The 25110-nt window shown below is 37.8% G+C and carries 24 protein-coding genes and 1 tRNA gene; 18 read left to right on the plus strand and 7 right to left on the minus strand.

What is annotated here, in order from left to right:
- The 3 genes from P8610_RS00005 to P8610_RS00015 form a co-directional block, all read left to right on the plus strand.
- A partial coding sequence (locus P8610_RS00005; RefSeq protein ID WP_394602648.1) for a nickel-dependent hydrogenase large subunit occupies positions 1-385 on the plus strand: 385 nt, incomplete at its 5' end.
- The gene (locus P8610_RS00010) at positions 385-846 is read left to right on the plus strand and encodes a hydrogenase maturation protease (RefSeq protein ID WP_394602649.1); all 462 of its coding nucleotides are present in this window, start codon (positions 385-387) and stop codon (positions 844-846) included. The genes P8610_RS00005 and P8610_RS00010, both read left to right, overlap by 1 nt.
- Before the next feature lie 203 nt (positions 847-1049).
- A complete protein-coding gene (locus tag P8610_RS00015; RefSeq protein ID WP_394602650.1) occupies positions 1050-3185 on the plus strand; it encodes a YhgE/Pip family protein in 2136 nt (711 codons plus the stop codon).
- Positions 3186-3241: 56 nt separating this feature from the next.
- Here P8610_RS00015 and P8610_RS00020 read toward each other — a convergent pair whose 3' ends face one another.
- Entirely contained in the window at positions 3242-4513 is a 1272-nt protein-coding gene (locus tag P8610_RS00020) for an MFS transporter (protein WP_394602651.1), read from the minus strand.
- Positions 4514-4548: 35 nt separating this feature from the next.
- Positions 4549-5856 (minus strand): alkaline phosphatase family protein, encoded by a 1308-nt coding sequence (locus P8610_RS00025; RefSeq protein WP_394602652.1) that lies wholly within the window; start codon positions 5854-5856, stop codon positions 4549-4551.
- Between the two features lie 165 nt (positions 5857-6021).
- Between P8610_RS00025 and P8610_RS00030 the strand changes: the two genes are divergently transcribed.
- Positions 6022-6456 carry a hypothetical protein gene (locus P8610_RS00030; protein WP_394602653.1) on the plus strand — a complete coding sequence of 145 codons (435 nt, stop codon included), beginning with the start codon at positions 6022-6024 and terminating at the stop codon, positions 6454-6456.
- Between the two features lie 19 nt (positions 6457-6475).
- Here P8610_RS00030 and P8610_RS00035 read toward each other — a convergent pair whose 3' ends face one another.
- Positions 6476-7234: a hypothetical protein gene (locus P8610_RS00035; RefSeq protein ID WP_394602654.1), complete on the minus strand. Its 759-nt coding sequence runs from the start codon at positions 7232-7234 to the stop codon at positions 6476-6478.
- 402 nt (positions 7235-7636) lie between these two features.
- Here P8610_RS00035 and P8610_RS00040 point away from each other — a divergent pair, with 402 nt between their 5' ends.
- Both P8610_RS00040 and P8610_RS00045 read left to right on the plus strand, forming a co-directional pair.
- Positions 7637-9235 (plus strand): sodium:solute symporter family protein, encoded by a 1599-nt coding sequence (locus tag P8610_RS00040; RefSeq protein WP_394602655.1) that lies wholly within the window; start codon positions 7637-7639, stop codon positions 9233-9235.
- A 100-nt stretch (positions 9236-9335) separates the two neighbouring features.
- Positions 9336-9788, plus strand: a complete 453-nt coding sequence (locus P8610_RS00045) for a YndM family protein (RefSeq protein ID WP_394602656.1) — start codon at positions 9336-9338, stop codon at positions 9786-9788.
- Between the two features lie 42 nt (positions 9789-9830).
- Here the strand turns inward: P8610_RS00045 and P8610_RS00050 are convergent.
- A tRNA-Ala gene (locus P8610_RS00050) sits at positions 9831-9906 on the minus strand.
- 398 nt (positions 9907-10304) lie between these two features.
- Between P8610_RS00050 and nagZ the strand changes: the two genes are divergently transcribed.
- The 7 genes from nagZ to nagE all read left to right on the plus strand — a co-directional run bounded on the left by nagZ (position 10305) and on the right by nagE (position 19408).
- The gene (nagZ, locus tag P8610_RS00055; RefSeq protein ID WP_394603083.1) at positions 10305-12323 is read left to right on the plus strand and encodes a beta-N-acetylhexosaminidase; all 2019 of its coding nucleotides are present in this window, start codon (positions 10305-10307) and stop codon (positions 12321-12323) included.
- A gap of 15 nt (positions 12324-12338) precedes the next feature.
- Positions 12339-13595: an exo-beta-N-acetylmuramidase NamZ family protein gene (locus P8610_RS00060; protein ID WP_394602657.1), complete on the plus strand. Its 1257-nt coding sequence runs from the start codon at positions 12339-12341 to the stop codon at positions 13593-13595.
- A 257-nt stretch (positions 13596-13852) separates the two neighbouring features.
- Complete coding sequence (locus tag P8610_RS00065; protein WP_289494726.1) at positions 13853-14572, plus strand: GntR family transcriptional regulator; 720 nt, start codon at positions 13853-13855, stop codon at positions 14570-14572.
- Between the two features lie 50 nt (positions 14573-14622).
- The gene (locus tag P8610_RS00070) at positions 14623-15996 is read left to right on the plus strand and encodes a PTS transporter subunit EIIC (protein ID WP_289494727.1); all 1374 of its coding nucleotides are present in this window, start codon (positions 14623-14625) and stop codon (positions 15994-15996) included.
- Positions 15997-16013: 17 nt separating this feature from the next.
- Positions 16014-17069 (plus strand): DUF871 domain-containing protein, encoded by a 1056-nt coding sequence (locus tag P8610_RS00075; protein ID WP_394602658.1) that lies wholly within the window; start codon positions 16014-16016, stop codon positions 17067-17069.
- 11 nt (positions 17070-17080) lie between these two features.
- Positions 17081-17986, plus strand: a complete 906-nt coding sequence (murQ, locus tag P8610_RS00080; protein WP_394602659.1) for an N-acetylmuramic acid 6-phosphate etherase — start codon at positions 17081-17083, stop codon at positions 17984-17986.
- Positions 17987-18001: 15 nt separating this feature from the next.
- Entirely contained in the window at positions 18002-19408 is a 1407-nt protein-coding gene (nagE, locus tag P8610_RS00085; RefSeq protein ID WP_394602660.1) for an N-acetylglucosamine-specific PTS transporter subunit IIBC, read from the plus strand.
- 45 nt (positions 19409-19453) lie between these two features.
- Here the strand turns inward: nagE and P8610_RS00090 are convergent, their stop codons facing one another.
- Both P8610_RS00090 and P8610_RS00095 read right to left on the minus strand, forming a co-directional pair.
- Positions 19454-19624 (minus strand): YjcZ family sporulation protein, encoded by a 171-nt coding sequence (locus tag P8610_RS00090; RefSeq protein WP_394602661.1) that lies wholly within the window; start codon positions 19622-19624, stop codon positions 19454-19456.
- Positions 19625-19746: 122 nt separating this feature from the next.
- Positions 19747-20415: a hypothetical protein gene (locus tag P8610_RS00095; protein ID WP_394602662.1), complete on the minus strand. Its 669-nt coding sequence runs from the start codon at positions 20413-20415 to the stop codon at positions 19747-19749.
- 379 nt (positions 20416-20794) lie between these two features.
- On the opposite strand from P8610_RS00095, the gene P8610_RS00100 reads away from it, so the two are divergent.
- Together P8610_RS00100 and P8610_RS00105 are read left to right on the plus strand one after the other, a co-directional pair.
- Positions 20795-21439, plus strand: a complete 645-nt coding sequence (locus tag P8610_RS00100) for an exonuclease domain-containing protein (RefSeq protein WP_394602663.1) — start codon at positions 20795-20797, stop codon at positions 21437-21439.
- A 219-nt stretch (positions 21440-21658) separates the two neighbouring features.
- Positions 21659-21886 (plus strand): hypothetical protein, encoded by a 228-nt coding sequence (locus tag P8610_RS00105; RefSeq protein WP_289494733.1) that lies wholly within the window; start codon positions 21659-21661, stop codon positions 21884-21886.
- Between the two features lie 99 nt (positions 21887-21985).
- Here P8610_RS00105 and P8610_RS00110 read toward each other — a convergent pair whose 3' ends face one another.
- A complete protein-coding gene (locus P8610_RS00110; RefSeq protein ID WP_394602664.1) occupies positions 21986-22699 on the minus strand; it encodes a TrkA C-terminal domain-containing protein in 714 nt (237 codons plus the stop codon).
- Between the two features lie 136 nt (positions 22700-22835).
- Here P8610_RS00110 and P8610_RS00115 point away from each other — a divergent pair, with 136 nt between their 5' ends.
- From P8610_RS00115 to P8610_RS00125, 3 genes are all read left to right on the plus strand, one after another.
- Complete coding sequence (locus tag P8610_RS00115; protein WP_289494735.1) at positions 22836-22994, plus strand: hypothetical protein; 159 nt, start codon at positions 22836-22838, stop codon at positions 22992-22994.
- A gap of 74 nt (positions 22995-23068) precedes the next feature.
- Complete coding sequence (locus P8610_RS00120) at positions 23069-23809, plus strand: GDSL-type esterase/lipase family protein (RefSeq protein WP_394602665.1); 741 nt, start codon at positions 23069-23071, stop codon at positions 23807-23809.
- A gap of 144 nt (positions 23810-23953) precedes the next feature.
- On the plus strand, positions 23954-25039 hold the full coding sequence (locus P8610_RS00125) for a Fe(3+) ABC transporter substrate-binding protein (protein ID WP_394602666.1): 1086 nt from the start codon (positions 23954-23956) through the stop codon (positions 25037-25039).
- Positions 25040-25110: the final 71 nt, after the last annotated feature.

Here is a 25110-nt window from a genome sequence, read left to right on the forward strand (position 1 = left end):
AAAAAAGATCGCTGAAATTATGAAAAGATTATTAACAGAGATCGTTCCAGGGATTGATACTCAGCAAAAATATGAGCTGCCTGAAAATGCTGCGGGCAGAGGTTTAGTCGATACAACAAGAGGTGCATTAGGACATTGGCTTAAGATACAAAACAAAAAGCTTTCATTCTATCAGATTATTACACCCTCTACTTGGGATTTTTCAACTCGTGATGATCAAGGCTACAGGGGAGTGGCTGAAGAAGCATTGATCGGCACTCCGATTCAGGATCCTGAACATCCAGCTGAAATTGGAAGGATTCTCAGATCGTTCGATCCATGTATGTCATGTGCTACACATGTCTACACACCAGGCAAAAAAATGAAAACAATAAAGGTGTTCTGATGGAAAAGATACTAATTTTAGGCATTGGCAATCAATTAATGATGGATGACGGTTTAGGTATATATATCGTTGAAGAACTTTCAAGAAGCTTTCCATTGCCAGGCGTAGAATATGTTTCTGGAGAGTCAGACATTGATTTTTGCATCGGGCAGATTGAAGATGCCACCTATGTCATTGTTATTGATGCAGCAGTATCAGGAACCGATCCTGGACAAGTATCATTGTATCCAATAGCTGATTTGCATCAACAGCAATCTTTGGATATTTCACCTCATAATATTCATTTGTTTCAGGTTCTATATCAACAAAGTAATAGATTAAAAGGATATTTAATAGGAATTGAACCTTTTGAAGTGAAATTTCATATCGGACTTAGCGAACGAATGATTCATAAATGGGATCAAGTAATAGCCGAAGTAAAAAAAATACTGAATAACTTAATTGAAGACATTAAAAGATGATTCAATAGGTCATCTTTTTTCTTATGTACATTAGTACCTATTAGAAGATCTTTTAAAATACTACTTTTTGTGTAGGGGTTCATAGTAAAGAATATGTGTTTTTCAGGAATGACTAGCTTTCTATTTATTATTTGAATATTATGATAATTAAATGAATGGCTACTCATTCATTAAAGTCATACATACATTTGGAGGGAATCTAAATGAATATAGGTAAGCTACTTTCTGTTGAGTTTGCAAAACTTGTTGCTAATAAAGCTATCTTATTTTCAATAATTGCGGCATTACTCGTTCCAGTCGTTTATGGTGGCATTCTTTTATCTGCAACGTGGGGTCCTTATGATCATCTCTCAAACTTGCCAGTTGCCGTTGTTAATAATGACAAAGGTGCAATAGCAGGCGATCAAGCTATTCATGTGGGCGAGGATCTAGTTGCTAATATGAAAAAAGGGAAGGACTTGGGTTGGAAATTCGTAGATTCAACCGAAGCTATGAAAGGACTACAGAGAAACGATTATTATATGGCAATAATCATCCCGGAAGATTTTTCTGAAAGGGTAACAACAGTATTAGATCCTAATCCTAAAAAACTTGAGTTAGAGTATATTCAAAACGAAGGGCTGAACTTTTTAGCTTCAAAAGTGACAGAAACAGCTACCCAAAGAATGCGTGAAAAATTAGCTGATACGATTACTCAAAAATACGTAACAAACATGTTTGCCAGTTTAGGAGACGTATCAGAAGGTTTTGGGAAAGCGGCGGACGGATCTTCACAGCTTTCGGATGGAACAAACCAGTTGCATAAGGGCACAAACGAGTTAGCAGCATCTGTAACTTCTAAACAATCTGATATTACAAAGCTTGCGAATGGAACAAAAGAGCTTAAAAGCGGGACAGGACTCTTACTTCAGAGTTTGAATGGAAAATCAGGTGATATTCATAAATTAGCTCAAGGCTCAGAGCAGCTTCATGAAGGTACCGTTTCATTAAAAAGTGGATCTTCTCAAATTTTAAGTGGGCTAGAAAAAGCTGAAACAGGCAGCGAAGAACTAAAGACGGGAGTTGCCGAGAGATTGGTACCAGGAAGCAGAAAAGTCGCAGATGGTACAGGCCGCCTTAAAGATGGATCTGCAAAATTGGCAGCTGGTGCAGAACGGTTAGTTGCAGGGTTAGAAGAATATAAAAAAGCTAATCCAACCGTTAATATTGGACCTTATTATCAGCAAATTCTAGATGGAGCGAATGAAATTTCAAGTGGATTGAATAATTTATCAACTAAATCAGTAGCTTTGAATGAAGGGGCTGTGTCGGTCGCAGATGGTATCGCAAATAACTTAGCTCCTGGGACTGTAGATTTAAATAATGGTCTTAATCAGCTGGTAGCAGGACAAACGAAACTCCATCAAGGTGCGGGGAAGCTTGAGGCAGGTGCCAAACAGATTTCAGATGGCAACGCTGCAGTTGATAAAGGTTGGAATGAATTGATATCAGGCGTTACAAGATTAGATTCTGGAGCAGCAAAGATCTCAGATGGAAACAGCAAAGTGGATGAAGGGTGGCGAAAACTATCACAAGGGGCAACTAAGTTAAATGACGGTGCAGGTAAATTGAATGAAGGAAGTAAAAAACTTACTTCTGGTCTGAAGTCAGGTGCTGAGAAAACGGGAAATTTGAACACAGAGAACGATAATATTAATATGTTTTCATCACCAGTGAAGCTGAAAAGTAAAAAAGTGAATGAATACGAACACTATCGAGATTCAACGGCTCCATACGTCATTACACTTGGATTATTTGTTGGGATTTTAATCATGTCACTGTTCATTAACTTTAAAAAACCACACGCCATTTCAAGTTTCAGCTGGTTTCTAGTCAAGTTTATTCATTTAGTATCATTGGCTATTGTTCAAACGATACTATTGCTGATCTTAGTGTTATTTGTTTTAAAAGTGAACGTGAGTAATCCCGGCGGCTTAATTTTATTTTCACTGATTGTCAGCATTACTTTTTCTTCAATTGTATTATTTTTAGCTGCACTCGGTGGAAATGCAGGTCGATTTATCGCATTAGGTTTGGTCATCATGCAGCTCTCTATAACAGGTGCTAATCTGCCTGTTGAAATGCTGCCTGAAAACTTAAGAAATATAAGCGAATACTTGCCTTTTACTTATTCAATCGCAGGGTTTAAGTCAGTTATTACGTTAAATGATTTTGGTGCTGCCGTGTACAATATGACGATATTACTGACGTTCTTTACTACTTTTACAGGATTAGCTTTTGTTGTATTTAACTTTAAAAAGGATAGAGTAAAAGATACTAACAGGGAAGTGACTGCATAAAGATTAAAGAAAAAAGAAAACTGCTCTAAAAAGATAACCTTTTAGAGCAGTTTTTTCTATGCGCTGATTGTATGTGAAGAATCGACTTTCGGTTCTGGTACAAACATAAGGATCGTCATGCCGATGATGAATAGAATCACTAGGCTGAACACTGCGCTCGATGAGTTTCCAGTTACCTGCGCTGTAACGGCAATTAACAATGGCCCCATTATGGAAGCAAACTTACCGAAAATGTTATAAAAACCAAAGAATTCATTCGAATTTTCTTTTGGCACTAGTTTCGCAAAATAAGCACGGCTCAATGCCTGAATACCACCTTGTGAGGTGGCAACGAGCATGGCTAATATCCAAAAATCTAACGTCGTTTTTAGGAAATACGCATAAATACAAACTATAATGTAAACCGCGATTCCTACGTAAAGCATTTTCTTACCCGTAAACTTTTCTGCTAATCTTCCGTATAAAATGGCAAAAGGGGCTGCAACCACTTGGGTGACAAAAAGGATTATTAATAAGTTGGTAGAACTGATCCCTAAATCTGAGCCATATGCTGTGGACATCGTAATAATCGTTCCCACTCCATCGATATAAAAGAAATAAGCAAGTAAAAATAAAAACAAAGCACGGTATTTTTGAATCTCTTTTATCGTTTTCCCTAATCGTTTAAAGCTATTAAGAACGGGTTTTGGTTCACGTTCAATACCGTATTTTTGGTAGACATTTTTCAGCATAGGAATCGTAAAAATCCCCCACCATACTGCGGTGATCAAAAATGCAATTTTACTAGCAAATGTTGTTGAGATCGGAAGCACATCATTTTGAGATAATACAATAATAGCGATGCTGATTAAAAAAGGAATTGTACTTCCGATATATCCTAAACCGAACCCTCTTGACGAAACTCTGTTCATTCTTTCCTCAGTGGTTACATCCGTAATAAAGGCATCATAAAAGACGTTTGATCCACTAGAACCTATTGCAGTTAAGGTATAGCAGACTAGTAAAAGCAGCCATTGATCACTTGGAACAAAGGCCAAGGAAGCAGTAGATATAAGACCAAGTACAAAAAAGAAGGTAAAGAACTTTTTCTTAAGTCCTCTATAATCAGCAATGGTTCCGAGTACTGGACTGAGCATCGCTAAGATAAAAGTTGCGATGGCAATCGTATAACCTAGATATGCCGTTGAATCAGATGGACTTACTCCAGCTTTCGTAGCAGCCGCTTTAAAGAATAAAGGAAATACAGCAGTCGAGATAATAATAGAGTAAGCGGAATTTGCCCAATCATAATACATCCAGCTGTTTTCTTCTTTCGTAAACCGTTTCATAGGTTTTTTGTCCTTTCTATTGCAAATTTCACAGATCAAAGCGTTAAGAAATTCTCAATAACCTGTCCATCTGTTTGTCCTAGGTTAAGACCTAATAATCTTGCGAATGTAGGTCCTTCATCAACTAGATGCATAGAACGAATAACTGCATCCTGCTGTATACCTTTACCTGCTAGCATAAGAATAGTCGTATAGTTTTCCTTTTCAGGAGAATAGCCGTGACAGGCGTGTGTATAACGTTTTGCCCTTACATCCCGATCTGTTATTTCATGTAATAAGGTCCCTTCATATTCTTCGTTAAAATAAAAACCTCGTCTTGCTTCTACCATAAAGGAACAATTCTCATCGGCACCCATTGACGCTGCTTCTTTCTGACTAAAAATCTTTTCAATGCCGTTTATTTCATTGCTTATTAAATTCTCTAGCAGTCTCCTTACTACCTCCTTTGTATGAGTGTCTGAAGAATTCTTTACGTAAATATATGCTGAACCGTCACAACTTTTGCAATAGGCTTTCCAATTTTTCAACAGGCCTTTTGTATCGACTTCAAGTAAGTGATGCTCTCTGAACAGAACGTTGAGTTTAATCGCTTTGTATTCATCTAAAGCACTGTGGTCACCCAAGACAGCGATTGTTGTGTCATCGTAAATATCAGCTTCCTTTAAGGCTTGAACGATTTTTCCAAGACGATTGTCATGTCGTTTTAGAGCATCCATTGCTTCCTTTGAAGAAAAGCCATGATAATGTCTCTGTGAATCCAGATCAACGAAATGCACAAGTAAAAGCTGTGGTTTTTTATTTTTTATGGTATGTACAGTGGACGCTAACACGAAATCATCGAGTTCTGGCTGATGCAATCCGTTTCGCAAATGACCAAATCGCCGGTTCATATCTAGCTGATATCGTTTGCTGCCGTTTATAAGCGAAACCGGAATTTGATGATGATATTTTCGGTTCGCAAAAATCTCAGGCATATTATAATCAATATTTGCTCTAGCGGTAACTGGCCATAATAAAGCGGCCGTTTTCATGCCCGCTGTTTTAGCTTCATCATATAAAGTTGTCCCTCTCACATGTTTTCGGTGCCAATACCAATCTGGAGAGACTCTTCCTGGTTGAAGAAACGTATTATTAACGACCCCATGGTTCTTCGGGTAATTACCGGTGACAATCGTTGTATGACAAGGGTAAGTCACAGAAGGATAGATCGTTTCAACATGTTTACAGTGCGAACCCCGCTGCAGGAAATCTTTAAAATGAGGAAGCTGCTCCAGCAAAGGAAAATCAAGAGAAGATAGACAATCAAAAGAAATTACGACTAAATAATCGGTAAGACGAGACATAACATTCCTCCAGAAATTCTAAGATTATCCCTCTATGGTAAATCATAGCATACAGAAATTAAACGAGTGTAAAGTGTTTATTTAAACATAAAATGCAAGCTTGTCCTTTCCAAAGTTTGTAAGTTGTGTTATGAATGTAGTATCTCATAATGAGCGGGTGATTGAGTGATTAAATGGTGGTTAGGCGTCGTTTTGATGTTTTTTATCGTAATAGGTGTAGCAGGATATTTGTACACAATGGATTACGCATCTGAAAAAGCAATGATTGAAATATCAAAAGAATTAACCTCAAATGAAGGAGAAATCAATAAACTTTTGGAGGATCCGGAAATACGGAAGTATATTGAAACAGGTGAGGTTCCTAAAAAGAAACTTCCTTTTAAAACAAAGAATGAAGCAGTATCGTTTATCTCTGATCGATACTCCATTCAAGAACTAGCTAGTATTAGAGAGAAAGTAAGCAAAGGTTTGAACGAAAAAGAAAAGATTGCTGTGTATGAAAAACTGTTAGAAAAAGTTACTGATGAAGAGCTGATGGCATTGAAAGTAGTAGCCCTAAATGAGGTTAAGAAAAAAAGCACCAACAAAAAAAGCCCGTAATTGGGCTTTTTTGTATACGCTAAAATGAGATTGTAATATTCCCGCCGTGTTTTGAAATGTGATAGCTTTCGTGTTCTCCAATTTCCACTACAGTTTCTTCTCCCGTTTCTATTACACCCTGAATCTGATTCTTGATAGAAGGATGCATATCACATAGAATTTCTGCCTTTTCAATAGATACTGATCGAGAACCCGTGCTAAACATCATAATTGCCTGATTGCTGCTATTGTCAAACATCGCAAAACAATCGCTAAATTCAATAGCATATAAAGTAGCATCGTGTTTTTTAGCAATATTCACTAAATGCTTTAAATTCTCATCTGCTCGATTCATTAAGTTCACATACGTGTATCCATCAATTACTTTTGTATCTGGCATACTTGTTTGTGCTTGAGCTTTTTTATGTTGAGTTACACTTTTGTTTTCAACAGGTTGAATGGGAACAGGTTTCGTTTCAGATTTTTTGGCTTGTGAATTTACGGATGACTGATCTTTCTCAATACTTTTTTCTAAGTCTTTTTTTTGGTTTTTACCTTCTGAATTATGTTGAATAGAAATATTTACAGAAGATGATGTTTGAATATCATCACCTTTAATATCTTTAGTTTGATTTGAAGCAACAAAATCCTTTGTTTTGTCAGAAGTTAATACTTCGTTTTTAATGGTTAACTTTTGCTCAGTTGCTGTAGCCTTACTTTCAAAATCGTTATAATTGAATACCACAACGGTCAATAGTGCAGCTGTTGCGAAAATCACCATCCGATTCCTTTTCTTCAATCTTATTTCCCCCTCATATACATCTTGTTACTTATTAGACGAGGTAATGATCAAAAGGGTTTCATAATTGTTACAAAAACATTTCGCGAATATTACAGATGAAAAAATATAGAAAATTCTAAATAATAAAGGGGATTTGTTTTATAAAAAGAAAACATATTAATAAGCTAATATTTCTGAAGGGAGGAAGAAAGGAAAGAATAACTACATAAAAATGTAAGCGCTAACAAAATGCATCTTGAATAACCTCATAATGCTTTCCACATTACGTAAGGAGGAGATTGTTTTGCTTGGAATGGAAGACGGTGTAATAACGTTCGTATGGATCGCTACTGTAATCTCTGCAATTGGCTGTGTTGTTTTTGGTGGAATCATGTGGAATAAAGGAGGCAATGATTCATAATGAATTTTGCAGTCTTAATACCGATTCTTATTGTATATATGGGGATCATGTCATGGCTCGCATATTATGGATACAAAAAGACCGTAACAGAATCAGATTATTTGGTTGGCGGACGAAACATTCATCCAGCAGTCATGGCGCTTTCTTATGGTGCTACCTTTATAAGTACTTCTGCCATCGTTGGATTTGGAGGAGTTTCAGCAGCTCATGGATTTAGTTTGTTATGGCTTGCATTTCTTAATATTGTCCTTGGAATCTTTGTAGCTTTTGCGATTTTTGGAACGAAAATTCGGAAGCTTTCATTAGAATTAAATGCTACCACGTTTCCTACTCTTTTAGGAAAACGTTATGATTCTAAATTTATTACCGTTTTTTCAGGAAGCATGATATTTATTTTAATGCCGGCTTATACAAGCATTGTTTTAATCGGAGGAGGGCGCTTTCTCCAAGAATCAATGTCTATGAATTTCAATCTGGCACTTATTCTTTTAGCTGCTATTATTGCGATTTATGTAGTTACTGGAGGAATCAAGGCCGTCATGTATACAGATGCTTTCGGTGCAGTTGTTATGTTGATCGGAATGGCTATCTTCTTATTTGTAACGTACCAAGCAGTTGGCGGAATCATAGAAGGCCACAGCGGATTAAGTGCAATGAAGGACCTCGTGCCGCAAGCTCTTGTTGACCAAGGACATCAAGGCTGGACAAGCATGCCTGAATTTGGTTCTCCGCTTTGGTGGACGATTGTTAGTACGATCATTATGGGAGTAGGCGTAGGTGTTCTTGCGCAACCTCAGCTTGCCATGAGATGTATGACCGTAAAAGATGACAGAGCTTTGTATCGCTCGGTTTTAGTGGGTGGAATCTTTATCTTCTTTATGACAGGTGCTGCATTTGTAATCGGACCACTAAGCAACCTGTACTTTTATGAAAATACAGGTGGAATTGCATTAACTGCGGCTAAAGGAAATGTTGATCTGATCATACCGATTTTCATTAATCAGCTCATGCCTGACTGGTTTATTTATCTTTTTACTTTAACGTTATTATCAGCCACTATATCAACAATCAGTTCATTAATTCACGTTCAAGCAACAGCTTTCGGCCAAGATATATTAAAGACTCTTGGTGTTCAATCTCTTTTCGGATCTAAGCTTAACCCTTCAAGAATCGGAGTAGTTGTTGGTGTGATCGCGGCTGTCATCTTAGCCTATTTACTACCGGCAGGAATTATTGCTCAAGCGACTGCTTTTTGGTTTGGTATTTGTGCTGCAGGATTCTTGCCAGCACTTATTGGAGCACTATATTGGAAAAGAGCAACGAAAGCAGCTGCAACTGCTAGCATGATTACAGGTTTTACAGTGAGTATCATCGGATTCTTGTTCTTACATCTAAAAGAAGCTGCAGCGATTGGCTTATCTCAAGCTTTGATCGGTAAGGTAACTGTACTTCCTTTTCCTTGGACCCACATCGATCCTTTGTTCTACGCCCTGCCTTTATCCGCTGCTGTCTTTGTCATTGTCAGCTTGCTCGATAAAAGTACAAGTGTGAAAAAACAAACAGAAAAAGGAACAATTGTGCCAGCTGTTTCGGAGTAATCTAATAGATCCATTGCAAAATGTAAGGGGTCGTCTTACATATGTAGTATGAACCTTCTTTTTTTGTTGCAAACTAAGAACAGAAGAAGGAGGTTTTTTTATGGAACAAGCAAAAGTCATCATCATGAAATTCATTGTGTGCCTAATCGCTTTCTGGATAGGTTTAGATTTATTTTTCGACGCAACCATAAGTGATATTGTATCATTCGCTGTAACAACAACAGTTATTACTTATATCATTGCGGATCGGATTCTATTGCCCCGTATCGGAAAAACAAACACCTTAATGGCTGAGTTTATATTGGCATATACAGTGGTTTGGATATTTGGATCGATTTTATTAGATGGATATCTGCAAATTGCATGGGGAAGTGTGATATCAGCTGGTATCATTACCGCTACAGAAGTATTTGTTCATCAATACTTACTTAAACATATAAAAGGAACGGAGAAAAATCAAAGACAGCATAGAAGATTTAGACCAGGCTTCCGATATGCAACGGAATTTGCAGAGGAACAAGATCCAAGAGGGAAAAAGAATAAAGATGAATAAAAACAAAACCCTTGATTCCTCAAGGGTTTTTATGGTTATGTATGGTGGAGACTAGCGGGATCGAACCGCTGACCTTTTGGCTGCCAGCCAAACGCTCTCCCAGCTGAGCTAAGCCCCCAAATTGTTACTGACATAGAAAATTATATAGCTTAACCAAAGATGGAGCAAGCATTTTATGGATAAATCTGCATAATAAACTTCCTATACTCAAACAATGAAATAAGATCGTTTTCTTCATATATAAATAAATGTGTGTAAGCTTTGTCCAAGAGTGGATGAAGCTTTTTTATATAAGTCTTTTATACCTGAAAATATACACTTTAGAACTGGTATAGACAACTAGTCCTAGAAGGCTGAAGGACTTAAGTTCTGTTTTGTCCCCTTACGACAGGAACCGCACTTTTTCTACCGAAAAGTGACAAAGAAAGAAAGCGCTACCAAAAATAAAAGGAGGTATGAATATTGAAGATTATAAAGTTTCGTCATCTTTTATTAGTTGCTTTGTTAATCATCCCAATGTTTGCAGGATTGGGTAAAGCTAATTCTGTTTTAGCCAAACAGAACGGTGAAACAGAATTAATCATTGCTCAAAACATGCCGCAACTTATTGAAGTGATCTCGGAAGATTCCATCGATTTAACCTCATTATGGGCAAGTGAAGATGGAACGTATGTTGAAGTAACAAAAAACCTGAAATGGAGTTCATTAAACAAGACTGTAGCTTCCGTTAATAATGACGGTGTAGTAAGTCTAAGTGGAAAGAATGGCAGAACATTTATTGTCGTAACAGATGGCAAATCTTTCGACAGAATTGGAATTCATGTGAAAGATGGAGAAGCAAATTTAATAAAGCAAGAAGGTGCAAAATACGACCTTATTTCAAAAGCTATTGCATCGATGTCTGTGAAGGAAAAGATCGGACAAATGTTAATGCCTGATTTTCGTACGTGGAACGGAAAAAACGTAACAGAAATGAATGATGAAATCAGAGAACTCGTGAAAAAATATCATCTTGGTGGAGTCATCCTTTTCCGTGAGAATGTAGTGACTACCGAACAAACAACTAGACTAGTTGATGCGTATAAAATGGCTAACGAAGACTACGGATTATTGATATCAATCGACCAAGAAGGCGGAATTGTGACACGTTTGCAGAGTGGTACCGATTTCCCAGGAAATATGGCGCTTGGTGCTACAAGATCAACAGAACTGGCGGAATCTGTCGGACATGCTATTGGCTCTGAGCTTCACTCACTTGGAATAAACATGAACCTAGCTCCTGTATTAGATGTAAACAATAATCCTGACAATCCGGTTATCGGCGTTCGATCATTTGGTGGAGATCCTCAGCTTGTTGCTGACTTGGGAACTTCTTATACGAAGGGATTGCAAAGTGCAGGAATGGCTGCGACTGCTAAACATTTTCCAGGGCATGGTGATACAGCGGTAGATTCACATTTAGGACTACCTTCTGTTCCTCATGATAAAGAAAGGTTGTTGGAAGTAGAACTCTATCCTTTTCAGCAGGCAATGGATCAAGGGATTGATGCTATCATGACGGCTCATGTTACTTTCCCGAAAATTGACCCAACCACTGTTATCTCTAAAAAGGATGGCACTGAAATCGCTCTTCCTGCCACTTTGTCACATGAGGTATTAACAAATTTAATGAGAAAAGAAATGGGATTTGAAGGTGTAATTTCTACTGATGCATTAAATATGAAAGCAATCGCTGACCATTTCGGCGCAGTTGATGCGGTAATTCGTGCTGTTAATGCGGGTACAGACATCATCTTAATGCCTGTTGGATTAGAAGAAGTAGCTAACGGTTTATACAAAGCTGTTGAAAAAGGTGAGATTACAGAAGAAAGAATAAATGAATCTGTTGAACGCTTGTTAACGCTAAAAGCAAAACGCGGTATTTATAAACAAGTCAGTGAAACACCAATAGATGAGAAAATCACACATGCTGAAGAAGTAGTAGGAAATAAAGTCCATAAAGATTTAGAGAATGAAGTGGCTAGAAAATCAATTACGCTAGTTAAAAACGATGGTATACTGCCGGTTAACAAATCTGAAAAGAAATCCATTGTAGTAGTGGGGAACACATACAGCGAAAATCTTCACCAAGCTTTGTCTACTCATCATTCATCAGTTGAATTGATTAAAACGGGTCAGCCTTTAACACAAGAACAAATGCAAAAAGTACGGAATGCTGATTTAGTCGTGCTCGGAACATATACGTTTAACGTTTCTGGACGCTTGCCATCTTCTTCTCAAATGCAGATGGTGAATCAAGTGATCAGTGCAGTTCCAGAAAAAACAATCGCAGTAGGTATTAGAAATCCTTACGATATTATGGCATTTCCTGAAATATCAGCTTATATCACTCAATACAGCTTTAGAGATGCTAGCTTTAGAGCTGCAGCAGAAACGATCTTCGGCATGAACAACCCGTCAGGGAAATTGCCGATTACCATTTTTAAAGATGCAAATAGTGTTCTCTATCCATTTGGTCATGGATTAAGCTACTAAAAAGGGGAGAAGAAGATGAAAAAATGGGGAATCTTTTTAACGTTGTTGCTGATGTTTTCTTTCGTACTTCCGGGTGCTCAAGCTACGAATAATAATAACAGTTTCGAGCATAGACAGAACTTTAAAACGGGTTTTGAGAGACTGTTAGATCAGGAGATGAGTGTTCTAAAAGGTAAAAATGTAGGTTTGATAACGAATCCTACAGGAATTGACCGCAGCTTAAACAGCATTGTTGATGTTCTATACAACCATCCTGACATTGAGTTGAAAGCATTGTATGGCCCTGAACATGGAGTGAGAGGGAGTGCACAAGCTGGTCAATATGTTGAGTTTTACACGGATTCCAAAACTGGTCTTCCTGTATATAGCTTATACGGAGCGACAAAGAAACCTACTCCTGAGATGCTTGAAGGAATTGATGTTCTCGTGTTTGATATTCAAGATGTTGGAACTCGATTCTACACATACATTTACACGATGGCTTATGCGATGGAAGCAGCGAAAGAGAACAACATTCCTTTTGTTGTCTTAGACCGTCCGAATCCTCTTGGCGGTGAACAAGTTGAAGGTCCTGTGTTAGATCAGGCTTATTCCTCGTTTGTAGGATTATATCCGATTCCACTAAGACACGGAATGACTGTAGGAGAATTGGCCAACTTGTTTAACGAAGAATTTGGCATTGGAGCTGATTTAAAGGTAGTAGAAATGAAAGGCTGGAAACGATCTTGGGCATATGAAGATAGCGGATTAGAATGGGTACTCCCTTCTCCAAACATGCCTACAAAAGATACAGCACTTGTTTATCCAGGAAGTGCGCTTATTGAAGGAACGAATGTTTCAGAGGGAAGAGGAACGACGAAACCATTTGAGTTAATTGGCGCTCCATTTATTAATGGTGATGAATTAGCGAAGAAACTGAACGATGAGGCATTACCTGGAGTGAAGTTTCGTTCAGCATCCTTTATACCTGCATCTTCAAAACACGCTGGGAAGCTATCTCATGGTGTAGAAATTCATGTAACGGATGGTCAGTTATTCCAACCGGTCCTAACTGGAATCACTTTAGTTAAAGCGATTCATGATCTATACCCGAATGATTTTCAATTCCGCGCAGAAGACAGCAAAGGAATTTCTTTCTTTGACCTTTTAGTTGGAAATGGATGGGTAAGAGACTATATTGAATCAGGGCGCAGTGTTGATGAAATCGTCTCCCGTTACAATGATGAACTTGAGGAATTTAAGGAATTAAGAGCACAATATTTAATGTACTAATCTTAGAGAGCTAAGGCTGTATTCTTTAGCCTTAGCTTATTTTATTTGAATTTTCTGACTGGTATAGACAACTAGTTATAACAATGATACGCTTGGCATAAAGTAATAAGGGAGAGTGGACATGAAACACGTCATTACATTAGGATGCAACTGCAAAGATTAAAAGCACTTCAGGATTCCAACAGGATGGAAGATGTTTGTTTAAACAGTGGAAGGTGCATGGAATCTTTTTAGGTAAGGAGAGTTGAACCATTTTTATGATTGATAAAAAATCACCAATGCCTCTTTATTTTCAGATTGAAGAAGCTATTAAACAAAAGATTGATAAGGGAGAATGGATAACTGGAACGATGATTTCTTCCGAACGAGAGTTTGCTGAAAACTATGAAGTTAGCCGAATGACTGTCCGTCAAGCGATAAACAATCTTGTGAATGATGGATACTTAACACGCCGAAAAGGAAAAGGGACATTTGTATCTGCTAAAAAAATCGAGCAGAAGCTCCTGGGACTTACTAGTTTTACAGAAGATATGAGGTCGCGGGGATATCGGCCAGCATCAAAACTTGTATCCTTTCACACCATTAAGGCCAATCAAAGACTTGCAATGGCTTTAGAAATTTCGGAACACCAAGAAGTCTATGAGATCAAACGGGTTCGCCTTGCAAATGATATTCCAATGGCATTCGAAACCACATTTGTTCCTGTTCATCTTCTATATCTGCAAGAAAATCATATAAAAGAAGGCTCACTGTATTCACAGGTAGAAAGTGCTGGCTTCGAAATTGATTATGCGACACAAAGCTTAGAAGCATCGATTGCACGTGATGCTGAAAGTGAAATACTTGAGATAACGAAAGGTGCACCTGTACTTCTCATTGAAAGACAAACCTTTTTAACGAATGGAATGCCTTTGGAGTTAGTACATTCAGTTTATAGAGGTGACCGATACAAATTTATGATCGATATGAAACGCTAATGAAGCGTTTTATATAAAAATGAAAGCGTTTACTAAGAGGGGGAAGGATAATGGGGAAAGAGCAGCAAATGGCTCATAGCATCATTGAAAAACTTGGAGGTTCATCAAACATCCAGTCATTGATGCATTGTATGACGAGAATACGTGTGAATTTACATGACCCGTCAAAAGCAGATTTAAAAGGGTTAAAAGATGTGGATGGTGTCTTGGGTGTTGTAGAAGATGATACCTTACAGATTATTGTCGGACCTGGAATTGTAAACCGTGTGACACTAGCGATGAGCGAAGAAACGGGTATGAACATCGAATCTGTTGATGAAACAAACCCGATGGATCTTGAGCAGATGGCACGCATGAATAAAGATGCAATTAACAAGAAAAACGCAACTCCTTTTAAACAATTTTTACGTAAGATTGCTAGTATCTTCATTCCGTTAATTCCTGCGATTGTTGCTTCAGGTTTGATTGCTGGAATCACAAACGTTGCGATTAGAATGGAAGCGGACCCTGAGTCTGCAATAATTAAAATGCTAGGGTTAATCGGCTGGGGTGTCTTCAGTTACTTAGCAGTATTTGTTGGTATTAATACAGCCAAAGAGTTTGGTGGAACCCCTGCACTAGGTGGTGCAGCCGGTATTTTAATCATTAACCCAGGTCTAGCAAACATTACACTTTTTGGTGATCCACTCGTTGTAGGACGTGGCGGTTTAATTGGGGTCATGCTTGCTGCTGTTCTCATTGCATTCCTGGAAAAAAGAATTCGAAAATTTGTTCATCCTTCTATTGATATTATCGTAACACCTACACTTGCACTCCTGATAACAGGTTTTGCAACGTTATTCGTTCTTCAGCCGGTTGGTGGTTTCTTATCTGACCTCATCACAAAAGGATTATTAAACTTAATTGATATTGGCGGTATTTTCTCTGGACTTATTTTAGCAGGTACATTCTTACCACTAGTTGTAACAGGACTTCATCAAGGCCTTACACCAGTACACATGGAACTAATCAATACGATCGGTGACGATCCACTGTTGCCAATTTTAGCAATGGGTGGAGCAGGTCAAGTTGGTGCTGCATTTGCCATCTATTTCAAAACAAAAAATCAAAGGCTTCGCAAAGTTATTAAAGGCGGACTTCCTGTAGGTATGCTGGGAATTGGTGAGCCGTTAATCTTTGGGGTTACATTGCCGCTCGGTCGTCCGTTCTTAACGGCGTGTCTAGGAGCTGCAGTAGGTGGGGCATTCCAGGCATTCTATGAAGTTGCGACAATTGCAATTGGTGTTTCTGGTATCCCACTCGTATTCTTAGTTAATCCGAATGAAATGGTTCTATATTTAGTAGGTTTAGTCATCGCTTATATCTTTGGTTTCTTGTTCACATGGACATTTGGGTTTAAAGAGAGCATGGCAAAAGACATTTAAACAGGAGTGAACGCTCTTTGTGTTATGGCATTTCAATTTATCTAAGCGAATCAGATACTTTCAATAAACAATGGATCGAAAAGGCCGCTAAAAACGGTTTTCAGTACATCTTTACTTCTCTTCATATTCCAGAAGAAAGTGATGTAGATTTTATTAAACAAGTAAAGTGGTTAGGCAATATAGCGCAAAGTTTTCATATGGATGTGATGGCAGATGTTTCTCCAGCTTCCCTTGAACGGTTGGGATTAGCGTTTTCTGAACTGCCTTCTTTAAAAGACTGGGGAATCACAGGAATCAGGATGGATTATGGATTTACAGCCAAGCAGATTGCTTGGCTGTCCCATTCTCTTAAAATTGGATTGAACGCGAGTACCATTGATGAAGAACAGCTTAAGGAATTAGTAGACGCGGGACTTCAAGTGAATCAAACAGAAGCTTGGCATAACTTTTATCCGAAACCATACACAGGCATTTCAAGTCACTCAGTAAAAACACGCAATGAATTGTTCCACCGTTACGGAATAAAAACAATGGGTTTTATTAAAGGGGATGATTCATTACGCGGACCGTTGCATGAAGGACTTCCTACGATTGAGAATCATAGATTTTTAACACCTGTACATGCAGCACTTGAACTCGGCGAACTGAGTACAGACAAGATTTGTGTGGGAGATTTAAATCTGACTGACCAGACTTTGAAGACTTTCGGCTACTTAATGGATGGTGCAGTTCCTCTCTATGTAGATTTTAACAATGAATACGAGCACCTCTATAACACGGTTCATACGAATAGAATGGATGCCGCACAATACGTGATCCGTTCAGTTGAATCTAGAACTGAGCCTTCTCAACTGATTCAAGAGATTCATAATTTAACCTCTTTCACAAAGGGCACAATCACGATAGATAACAAATTATATGGCAGGTATGCCGGTGAACTGCAAATATGTTTGGAGAATTTGCCCGCCAATCCAAAGATGAATGTAGTTGGAATGGTACGGAAAGAGAGCATGCCATTATTAGAGTACGTGGGAAGCGGGCAGAAGTTTGTCCTTTTAAATCAACCATACTAAAGGAGATCATGATGGACTTAACCAAATTGGCTACAGAGAAAAGGAATCCAGACACAGTAAACATTGATGAACTTTCAACACTAGAAGTGATCCGAAAAATACACGAAGCCGATCTTGGAGTCGTCAGTTGTATTACTCCTGTCTTAACTGAAATTAGTAAAGTAGCAGAAAAAGTAGTTAAAGCTTTCGAAAATGGAGGTCGGCTTATCTATATCGGGGCAGGAACAAGCGGGAGATTAGGTGTGTTAGATGCTTCAGAGTGCCCGCCAACCTATGGAACAGATCCCAATTTAGTAGTCGGTGTGATTGCAGGTGGTGATTATGCTCTTCAACATGCTATTGAAGGAGCAGAAGATGATCCAGAATTGGGTAAATCCGATCTTCAAAAACTGAAACTTACGAATAAAGATGTTGTTGTAGCGATTGCTGCATCTGGCCGAACGCCTTATTGCTTGGGTGCAATGGGTTATTCAAAATCACAAGGTGCATTCACGGCTGCTCTTGTTTGTGCTGCAAATTCACCTATGGAGAAGCTTGCAGATATTAGTATTCCTATTATAACAGGGCCAGAAGTTGTTACAGGATCTACACGTATGAAGGCTGGAACGGCTCAAAAGCTTGTTTTAAATATGATTAGTACAGCTAGTATGATTAGGTGGGGAAAAGTTTACAGCAATTTGATGGTGGACGTTCAACCTACAAATGAAAAATTGAGACAGCGAGCAAAAAATATAATCGTGGAAGCTACGGGTGCGTCAGAAAAAGAAGCAGAAGAAGCATTGCTCAATCAGGGAGGCAACACCAAGGCTGCGATTTTTCAGTTAATAACAGGAGTCGCTCCAAATGACGCAAAACCGTATCTAGATCAACATGATGGCAAATTAAAAGAAGCAATACGCATGTTCACTAAAAAATGAGAGGGGTAGATTATTATGTTAGGATTCTTGCAGCGCATCGGCCGTGCGCTTATGCTTCCGATTGCTGTTCTTCCAGCAGCGGGACTCATTCTGCGTTTCGGTCAAGATGATTTACTGGGTATTCCTTTTTTGGCTGCAGCAGGTAATGCGATTTTCGGTCACTTAGCATTGATTTTTGCCATTGGGGTAGCTGTTGGTCTAGCTAAAGACGGTAGTGGGGCAGCGGGTCTTGCAGGTGCTATCGGTTATTTTGTTTTAACAGAAGGGGCTAAAGCATTTGCAGTTGAGAATTTAGCGTATAAAGGCAACTTTGATATGTCGGTGCTCGGAGGGATTCTAGCCGGGGTTGTAGCAGGGCTCTTATACAATAGATTTTATAATACGAAACTTCCAGAATGGTTATCGTTCTTTGGCGGCAAACGATTTGTACCAATCGTGACTGCAGGTACGATGGTGTTGTTAGCCCTTGTTTTTGGATTCATCTGGCCTTACATTCAAATGGGCTTAGAGAACGTTGGTACTTGGATTACGAGTGCAGGTGCCATTGGTGCTGGTATATTCGGTTTCTTTAACCGCTTATTGATCCCATTAGGTTTGCATCACGTACTTAACAGCTTTTTATGGTTTGTATTTGGAGAGTTTACAGGAGAAAACGGAAAGGCAGTAACTGGAGATTTGGCAAGATTCTTTGCGGATGATCCGAAAGCTGGTTTCTATATGGCTGGGTTCTTCCCTGTTATGATGTTTGGGTTGCCTGCCGCTTGTTTTGCTATGATTCATGCAGCGAAAAAACATCGTAAAAAAGCAGTTGCGGGGATGCTTGGAAGTATGGCGCTTACGTCATTCGTTACAGGTATCACAGAACCGATTGAATTTGCTTTCATGTTTTTATCACCACTGCTTTATGTGATTCACGCTGTACTAACTGCAGCTTCTATGTCAGTTGCTGTATTGTTTGATATCCATCATGGATTTACGTTTTCAGCAGGAGCGATTGATTATTTCTTAAATATTGGAAAAGCACAGAACGGTTGGTTGCTCTTACCGATTGGAGCAGTGTATTTTGTAGTTTACTACAGCATCTTTCGTTATTTAATCGTAAAACTAGATTTGAAAACACCAGGTAGAGAAGATGAAGAAACTATTGTATCTGAGGCAGCTGCAACCTCTACAAGTAATGAAAAGTACGAAGCAGCGGCTGCAGCCTATTTAAATGCACTCGGTGGCAAAGAAAATATAGTCCTGCTTGAAAACTGTATTACTAGACTGAGAGTCCAGATTAAAGATCTTTCGAGAGTAGATGAAGATGCTCTTAGAAAAGCTGGATCCAAAGGTCTTATTAAGCTTAATAACCAAAATATACAGGTAGTAGTAGGCTCTGAGGTTGAACCGATTGCAGACAGCATGAGAGAGAAGCTATAAAAAAAGAGAACCCCATTTTCTTTGCAGGAAATGGGGTTCTTATTTTTACGCGTTCCAATAACCATTTATGGGTGCGTTTGCTGAGAATCCGTATGAACACGGATAAGAATAAACACAGCAGTCTCCGCTAAACGAAATGGCTCCGACAATAATGAGCAGCACGAATAGTACCACATAAAGCGTAAAGCTATCAGAACAGTACTTTCTCGATGACATGGTTTCACTCCTCTTCTTGCACTATGAGAAGCCGATTTCTCTCCTCACTCCATTTTATGCAAAATGGATAAGCATAGAAACGGTGATAAACGCCTCATTTCGAGGAGTTGTCATCTAAGGTTTTATTTGTAAGCTTCATCTAAAATGATATATAAGTAATCTACAAATTCCCCTTTTGAAAACATGGTTACTTCATATACATTTCCAAGATCGTTGTAAACAAATGCCGTATCAGTGTCTGTTGTTTCTTCCACATCTGTTGGAAGTCCGGCAAGTTCTAGAGCTCTTAATTTTTCATCATCCGTAAACAGAATTTCCTCATCAATTACGGAATAGACTAAACGGGCAGCTTTTCCTTCAACAAATGTAACCGCGTATTTCTCGTTTTGATAATAACGTACAACTGCAGGTACGAATTGAGTAGTGCCAGAATAACGATACTGAATTTCTTCTGATCGAGAGGGTTCTCCCCATTTATCGCTTATTTGCTGTTCAGAAAGGTTCGTGAGTTCACTTGCTACAAATTCGTAATTGTCAGTTAAATAATCTTTTTCATTTGTATCTGCATTTTCTTCATCAGCAACTTCAGTGCTCTCATCTTCTGTTGCTGCTGTTTCTGTCGCTTTTGTATCTTCTTCGTCTTGACCAGTAGTTGATGAATCGGTGGCTTTTTCGTTATTATTTTCAGTTTGGGTTTCTGAAGCACCTTGTTCATTTTGTTTAGTATCTTTTGAGCAAGCAGTAATAGTAAACAAGCCAATTATAAGAATTAATAGTAATACTTTTTTCATTGATAATCCCTCATTATGTAATTCATATAGTTAAATAGACACTAACAATGTTAACAAAAGAATGCAGAAATTGAAAATGAAAAGTATGGCAGATTAAGAAACTTATAGCTCTTTACGATTAGACTGACATCTATGCTGATTCATTTCATAAAATAAAGTAAGGTAGTTTGAGTAAACTTTTTTCCTTTCCAGACTGCTCGTTTCCACGGGAGAATAGAGTAGCCCAAAGAAAACCCTAATCTCTATAATTGTAACACCCTGTCAAAATGACATATTAAGTAAGACCTTTTGTAATATTTCATTTTGTTAATAAATCATCTACAATATATGGTAGATACCCAAATGAAGACGTCAATGATGAAGGGCAGGTGTGAAAGGGATGCAATATATTGTTTATGATCTAGAAATGACTAACCGATTATCTGAGATCATTGAGATCGGTGCTGTACGAATGACAGAAGTTAATGGAGAGCTGACAATACTTGATACTTTTCAATCGTTTGTCCAGCCAAAAATGGATAAGCTGAATTCAAGAATAACGAATTTAACGGGAATAACAAAAAAAGATTTAATTTCTGCTCCCGTTTATACAGAAGCAATAGAAAATTTCAAATCGTGGATTGGGCTTGAGGAGTATTATCTATGTTCTTGGGGACCAGAAGATAAATGGGCACTTATTACGGATTCAACGTTTCACCAAACAGAAACCGATTGGATCATAAACCATAATGATCTGCAATTTCATTTTAGTTTGCTTCACGATAGTGAAAAAGGGTTTCGATATGGCTTGTCCCGTGCACTTCTTACAATGGAGCTCTCATATGAAGGTTCGAAGCACAGAGCTTTAGATGATGCTATTAATACAGGCAGGATTCTTAAGAGGATTCATAAACAGATTGAGATTGTAAAAAATCCTACCTCATACTTAGAGTCTAAGCTTTTCGAACCAGAAAAACTGGTGTACAAAACAAAAGCAGAAGAAAGCGTATCGCCATTTGCTTCCTTATCAAAGTTATTTAACTAAAGTATTTTTACTTTTATATGTAAACCTTTCATGAATAGAAGATAACACAAATAACTAAAATAGGACTTTGTTCCTGTTATTTCGATATTCTTCGACAAAAACAGGTAGGCATTATAGGGTATAATCCATAAAAAGTAAGATATGTCGTCATTTGACGAATTGTTTTTGTAGGAAAATGACCTTAGTTTCGATAATAATGGTAGTGGGGGGTGTTTATTAGTGGATACTACATACTACATAACTAATAAAAACAATCAATTATTGGAATTATTGAATACGATAGATTATCGCTTGGCAGATGCAACACTTGAAGAAGTGGATTCAATTATCAAACTTAAAGAAGAACTATTAGCAAACGATGGTATACATATTACTCCTGAACAAATTAACAATATCATTTCTTTGTTACTGTCCTTTGTCCCTGAAAAAGTTAGAGAAGTGGGTTAATGCAGAATCTCTATAGAAGAGGTTCTTTTTTTTATACCCAAAAGTTATTTTCGAACCCTCAATTCTTTATTAGGGGGTAGTGCAAAAAAAAAACAGTAGCTAAAAATGGCTACTGTTTGATTGTTTTTTTTCTTTACTCTTTTTCATTTCCTCCATTTCATCTTTAAATTGTTCTTGAAGGGAATGCTGGTGGCCATAAAGAAAAATCATATCTCCTTCTTGGATCTCTGTCGTGTAGCTATCCTTTCTAAGTGTTACATCACCACGTTTAATAAATAACACGAGTAAGTCTTTATCCTTTTCAATTACATCCTTCAACATCTTTCCAATAATAGAAGACCCTTTATGTATGGGCAGCTCTATTACAACATCATCTTCTTCAAAATACATCACGTCACGCAGTGGCAGATCAGATAAGTTGTAATTCTTTTGCATATGTTTATCAAACGACTTCTTCATAAAGTTCTTAAGTTTAGGCATGCTTAAAATAAGGTAAAGCCCGATCAGGATTAAAATAATAATTCCAAGCTCAATTGATTTAAACTCATCGGATAGGATATTGCTGATAGACGAGATAATGACGGCAAGTGAAAAAACACCGAATAAGATAAGAAAAGTGCTTAATCGTCTTCGGATAGGATGTTCTAAGATTAACTCCGATTCACCTGTTGTGAATCCAGTAGCAGTAAACATTGAGATTACCTGAAAGCGGGCAATTTCTTTTTTTAAACCGGTAAGGGTAAAGAGCAGTACATTAATTTCAATTACAATAGCGATAATTGCAAAATATAGTAGCGTGAATATAAATCCCACAAAGGCACCTCCGTTTAAATTCTTCTTTTACCTTTATACCCTTAATTTCTATAAGTAATAGATAAATTATTAAATATTTCTCTGTTTCATAATCGTGATCTCCTCCTCATATAGTTTTGTACAGGAGGGGATGAAGATGACTGGTTTCCTTATTACTTTAATACCAGCAAGCCTATTGTGCGGAGGTGTAGCACTACTCATTCATTCTTTTGTTAAAAAAGACTCGTACCAGTATGACCAAGAAAACCTTTGGGAAGACTCATCTCTTACATCAGAAGATTATCGAATCAAATAGCACATTCATTACTTGATATTTTCCCTCGTTATGGTAAAAAGTAAGATAACAATAACTAGAATCGAGGATATGTTGTGCGGAAAGTATCAAAGAAATGGCTAATTGGCGGAGCAGCTCTTGCTATACTTCTATTTATCGTCTTTCAGAACTTCGGTAAAACAGAAGTTGCGAGTGAGACAAAAACAATTAAGATTGTTGCTCTTGGAGACTCGTTGACTTACGGTGTTGGAGATCCGTCTAAAACAGGTTATATAGGCATTGTTAAAAGAAATATTCAAAAACAAACAGGCCGAAATGTTATCGTTAATAATTTCGGAATTAGCGGTCAGCGTTCAGATCAATTATTAAAACAACTTGAAAATGGTGTTGTGCTAAAAGCGTTAAAGCAAGCTGATCATGTGTTTGTATTCATAGGAACCAATGACTTTAGACATGCTGCAGGCTGGAACTTTCGTCAGCTCCCACAACAGCCGCTTCTGCTCGGGAAAGAAAAATTAAGAAACAATTTGAGCAAAACCTTGACTGTTGTGAGAGAAAATAACTCGTTTGCCCCCGTCTATGTGCTAGGACTGTACAATCCTTACTTTGGTAAAGCCTATGACCCAACTGCTTCTGATAGCATTCAATCTTGGAATGAAGCAATCATTGAAGTAAGCAATGAGAGCACACTTACTAAGTACATCTCAACTTATGAACTCTACGAAAACGTTGAAAAAGACATGTATTTTTCTGATTCATTGCATCCTAACCGCAGGGGATATAATAAGCTGGGGAATTGGGTTTACAGCCAGTGGAAACCTTTAAATCAAGAATAGCCTCCAAAGAAGTGAATCACTTCTTGGAGGTTTTTTTAATTTTATTTCAAAAGACCATTGACTTGAGAATGATTATCATTATAATTAGAATTGAAGTTGATAATCGTTTTCAATTAATTTATACATAGAGGGAGCAAGAAGAAAATGCAGAAGAAGAAATTATTCACAACATTTATTATTGTTCTACTAGCAGCTGTGATTATGGCCGGCTGTGGGAAGTCAAATGATGGTGCAAGTTCGGGCAATGACAAAGCATCTAATAAAGAAGAAAAAAATAGCGGGGAAGTTAATCTATACACAAGCCGTCATTATGATGTTGATGATAAAATATTTGCTGATTTTACAAAAGAGACTGGAATTAAGGTAAACGTTATTAAAGGGGAAGAAGATGAATTGATCGAGCGTCTTTCTAGAGAAGGTAAGGCTACTAAAGGAGATCTATTCTTCACATCTGATGCAGGCCGCTTACATTGGGCAAAGGATAAAGACCTGCTGCAAAGCGTTGAAAGTGATACTTTAAGTAAGAACGTTCCTGAGAACTTAACAGATAAAGACAACCATTGGTATGGATTAACCAAAAGAGCGCGTGTAATTGTTTATTCTAAGGATAAAGTTGATCCTTCTGAGCTATCTACTTATGAAGCACTTACAGAAGACAAATGGAAAGGGAAAGTACTTATTCGTTCTTCTGAAAATATTTACAACCAATCTTTAGTGTCTTCTTTTATCTCACTAAACGGGAAAGAAGAAGCTAAGAAATGGGCAGAAGGCATCGTTAATAACATGGCTCGTGATCCTCAAGGCGGTGACCGTGATCAAGCAAAAGGTATCGTTGCTGGTGAAGGTGATGTTGCCATCATGAACTCTTACTATTTTGGACAGATGCTAAACTCTGAAGATCCTGAAGAAGTAAAGGTTGCTGAACAGTTAAGTGTATTCTTCCCTAACCAAGAGACTACAGGAACACATATTAACATCAGCGGAATCGGTGTAACGAAACATGCTAAGAACAAAGAAAATGCCATCAAGTTAATGGAATACTTATCAAGTCCTGACGTGCAAAAAGTTTTTGCTGAAGCGAACTATGAGTACCCTGTCAATAAAGAAGTTGAACCTTCTGAGCTGTTAAAATCTTGGGGTGAGTTTAAGGAACAAGACCTTAATCTTTCTGAGCTTGGGGAAAACAATGCAGATGCTGTTAAAATCTTAAATGAAGTAAGTTGGAAATAAACTGTAAAAAATTGCCGTATCGCATTTTGTGATACGGCTAATCGTATGTAGCAAATAACAGCTAGATCTAA

It is taken from the genome of Fictibacillus sp. UD (assembly GCF_043558025.1).
GTDB lineage: Bacteria > Bacillota > Bacilli > Bacillales > Fictibacillaceae > Fictibacillus.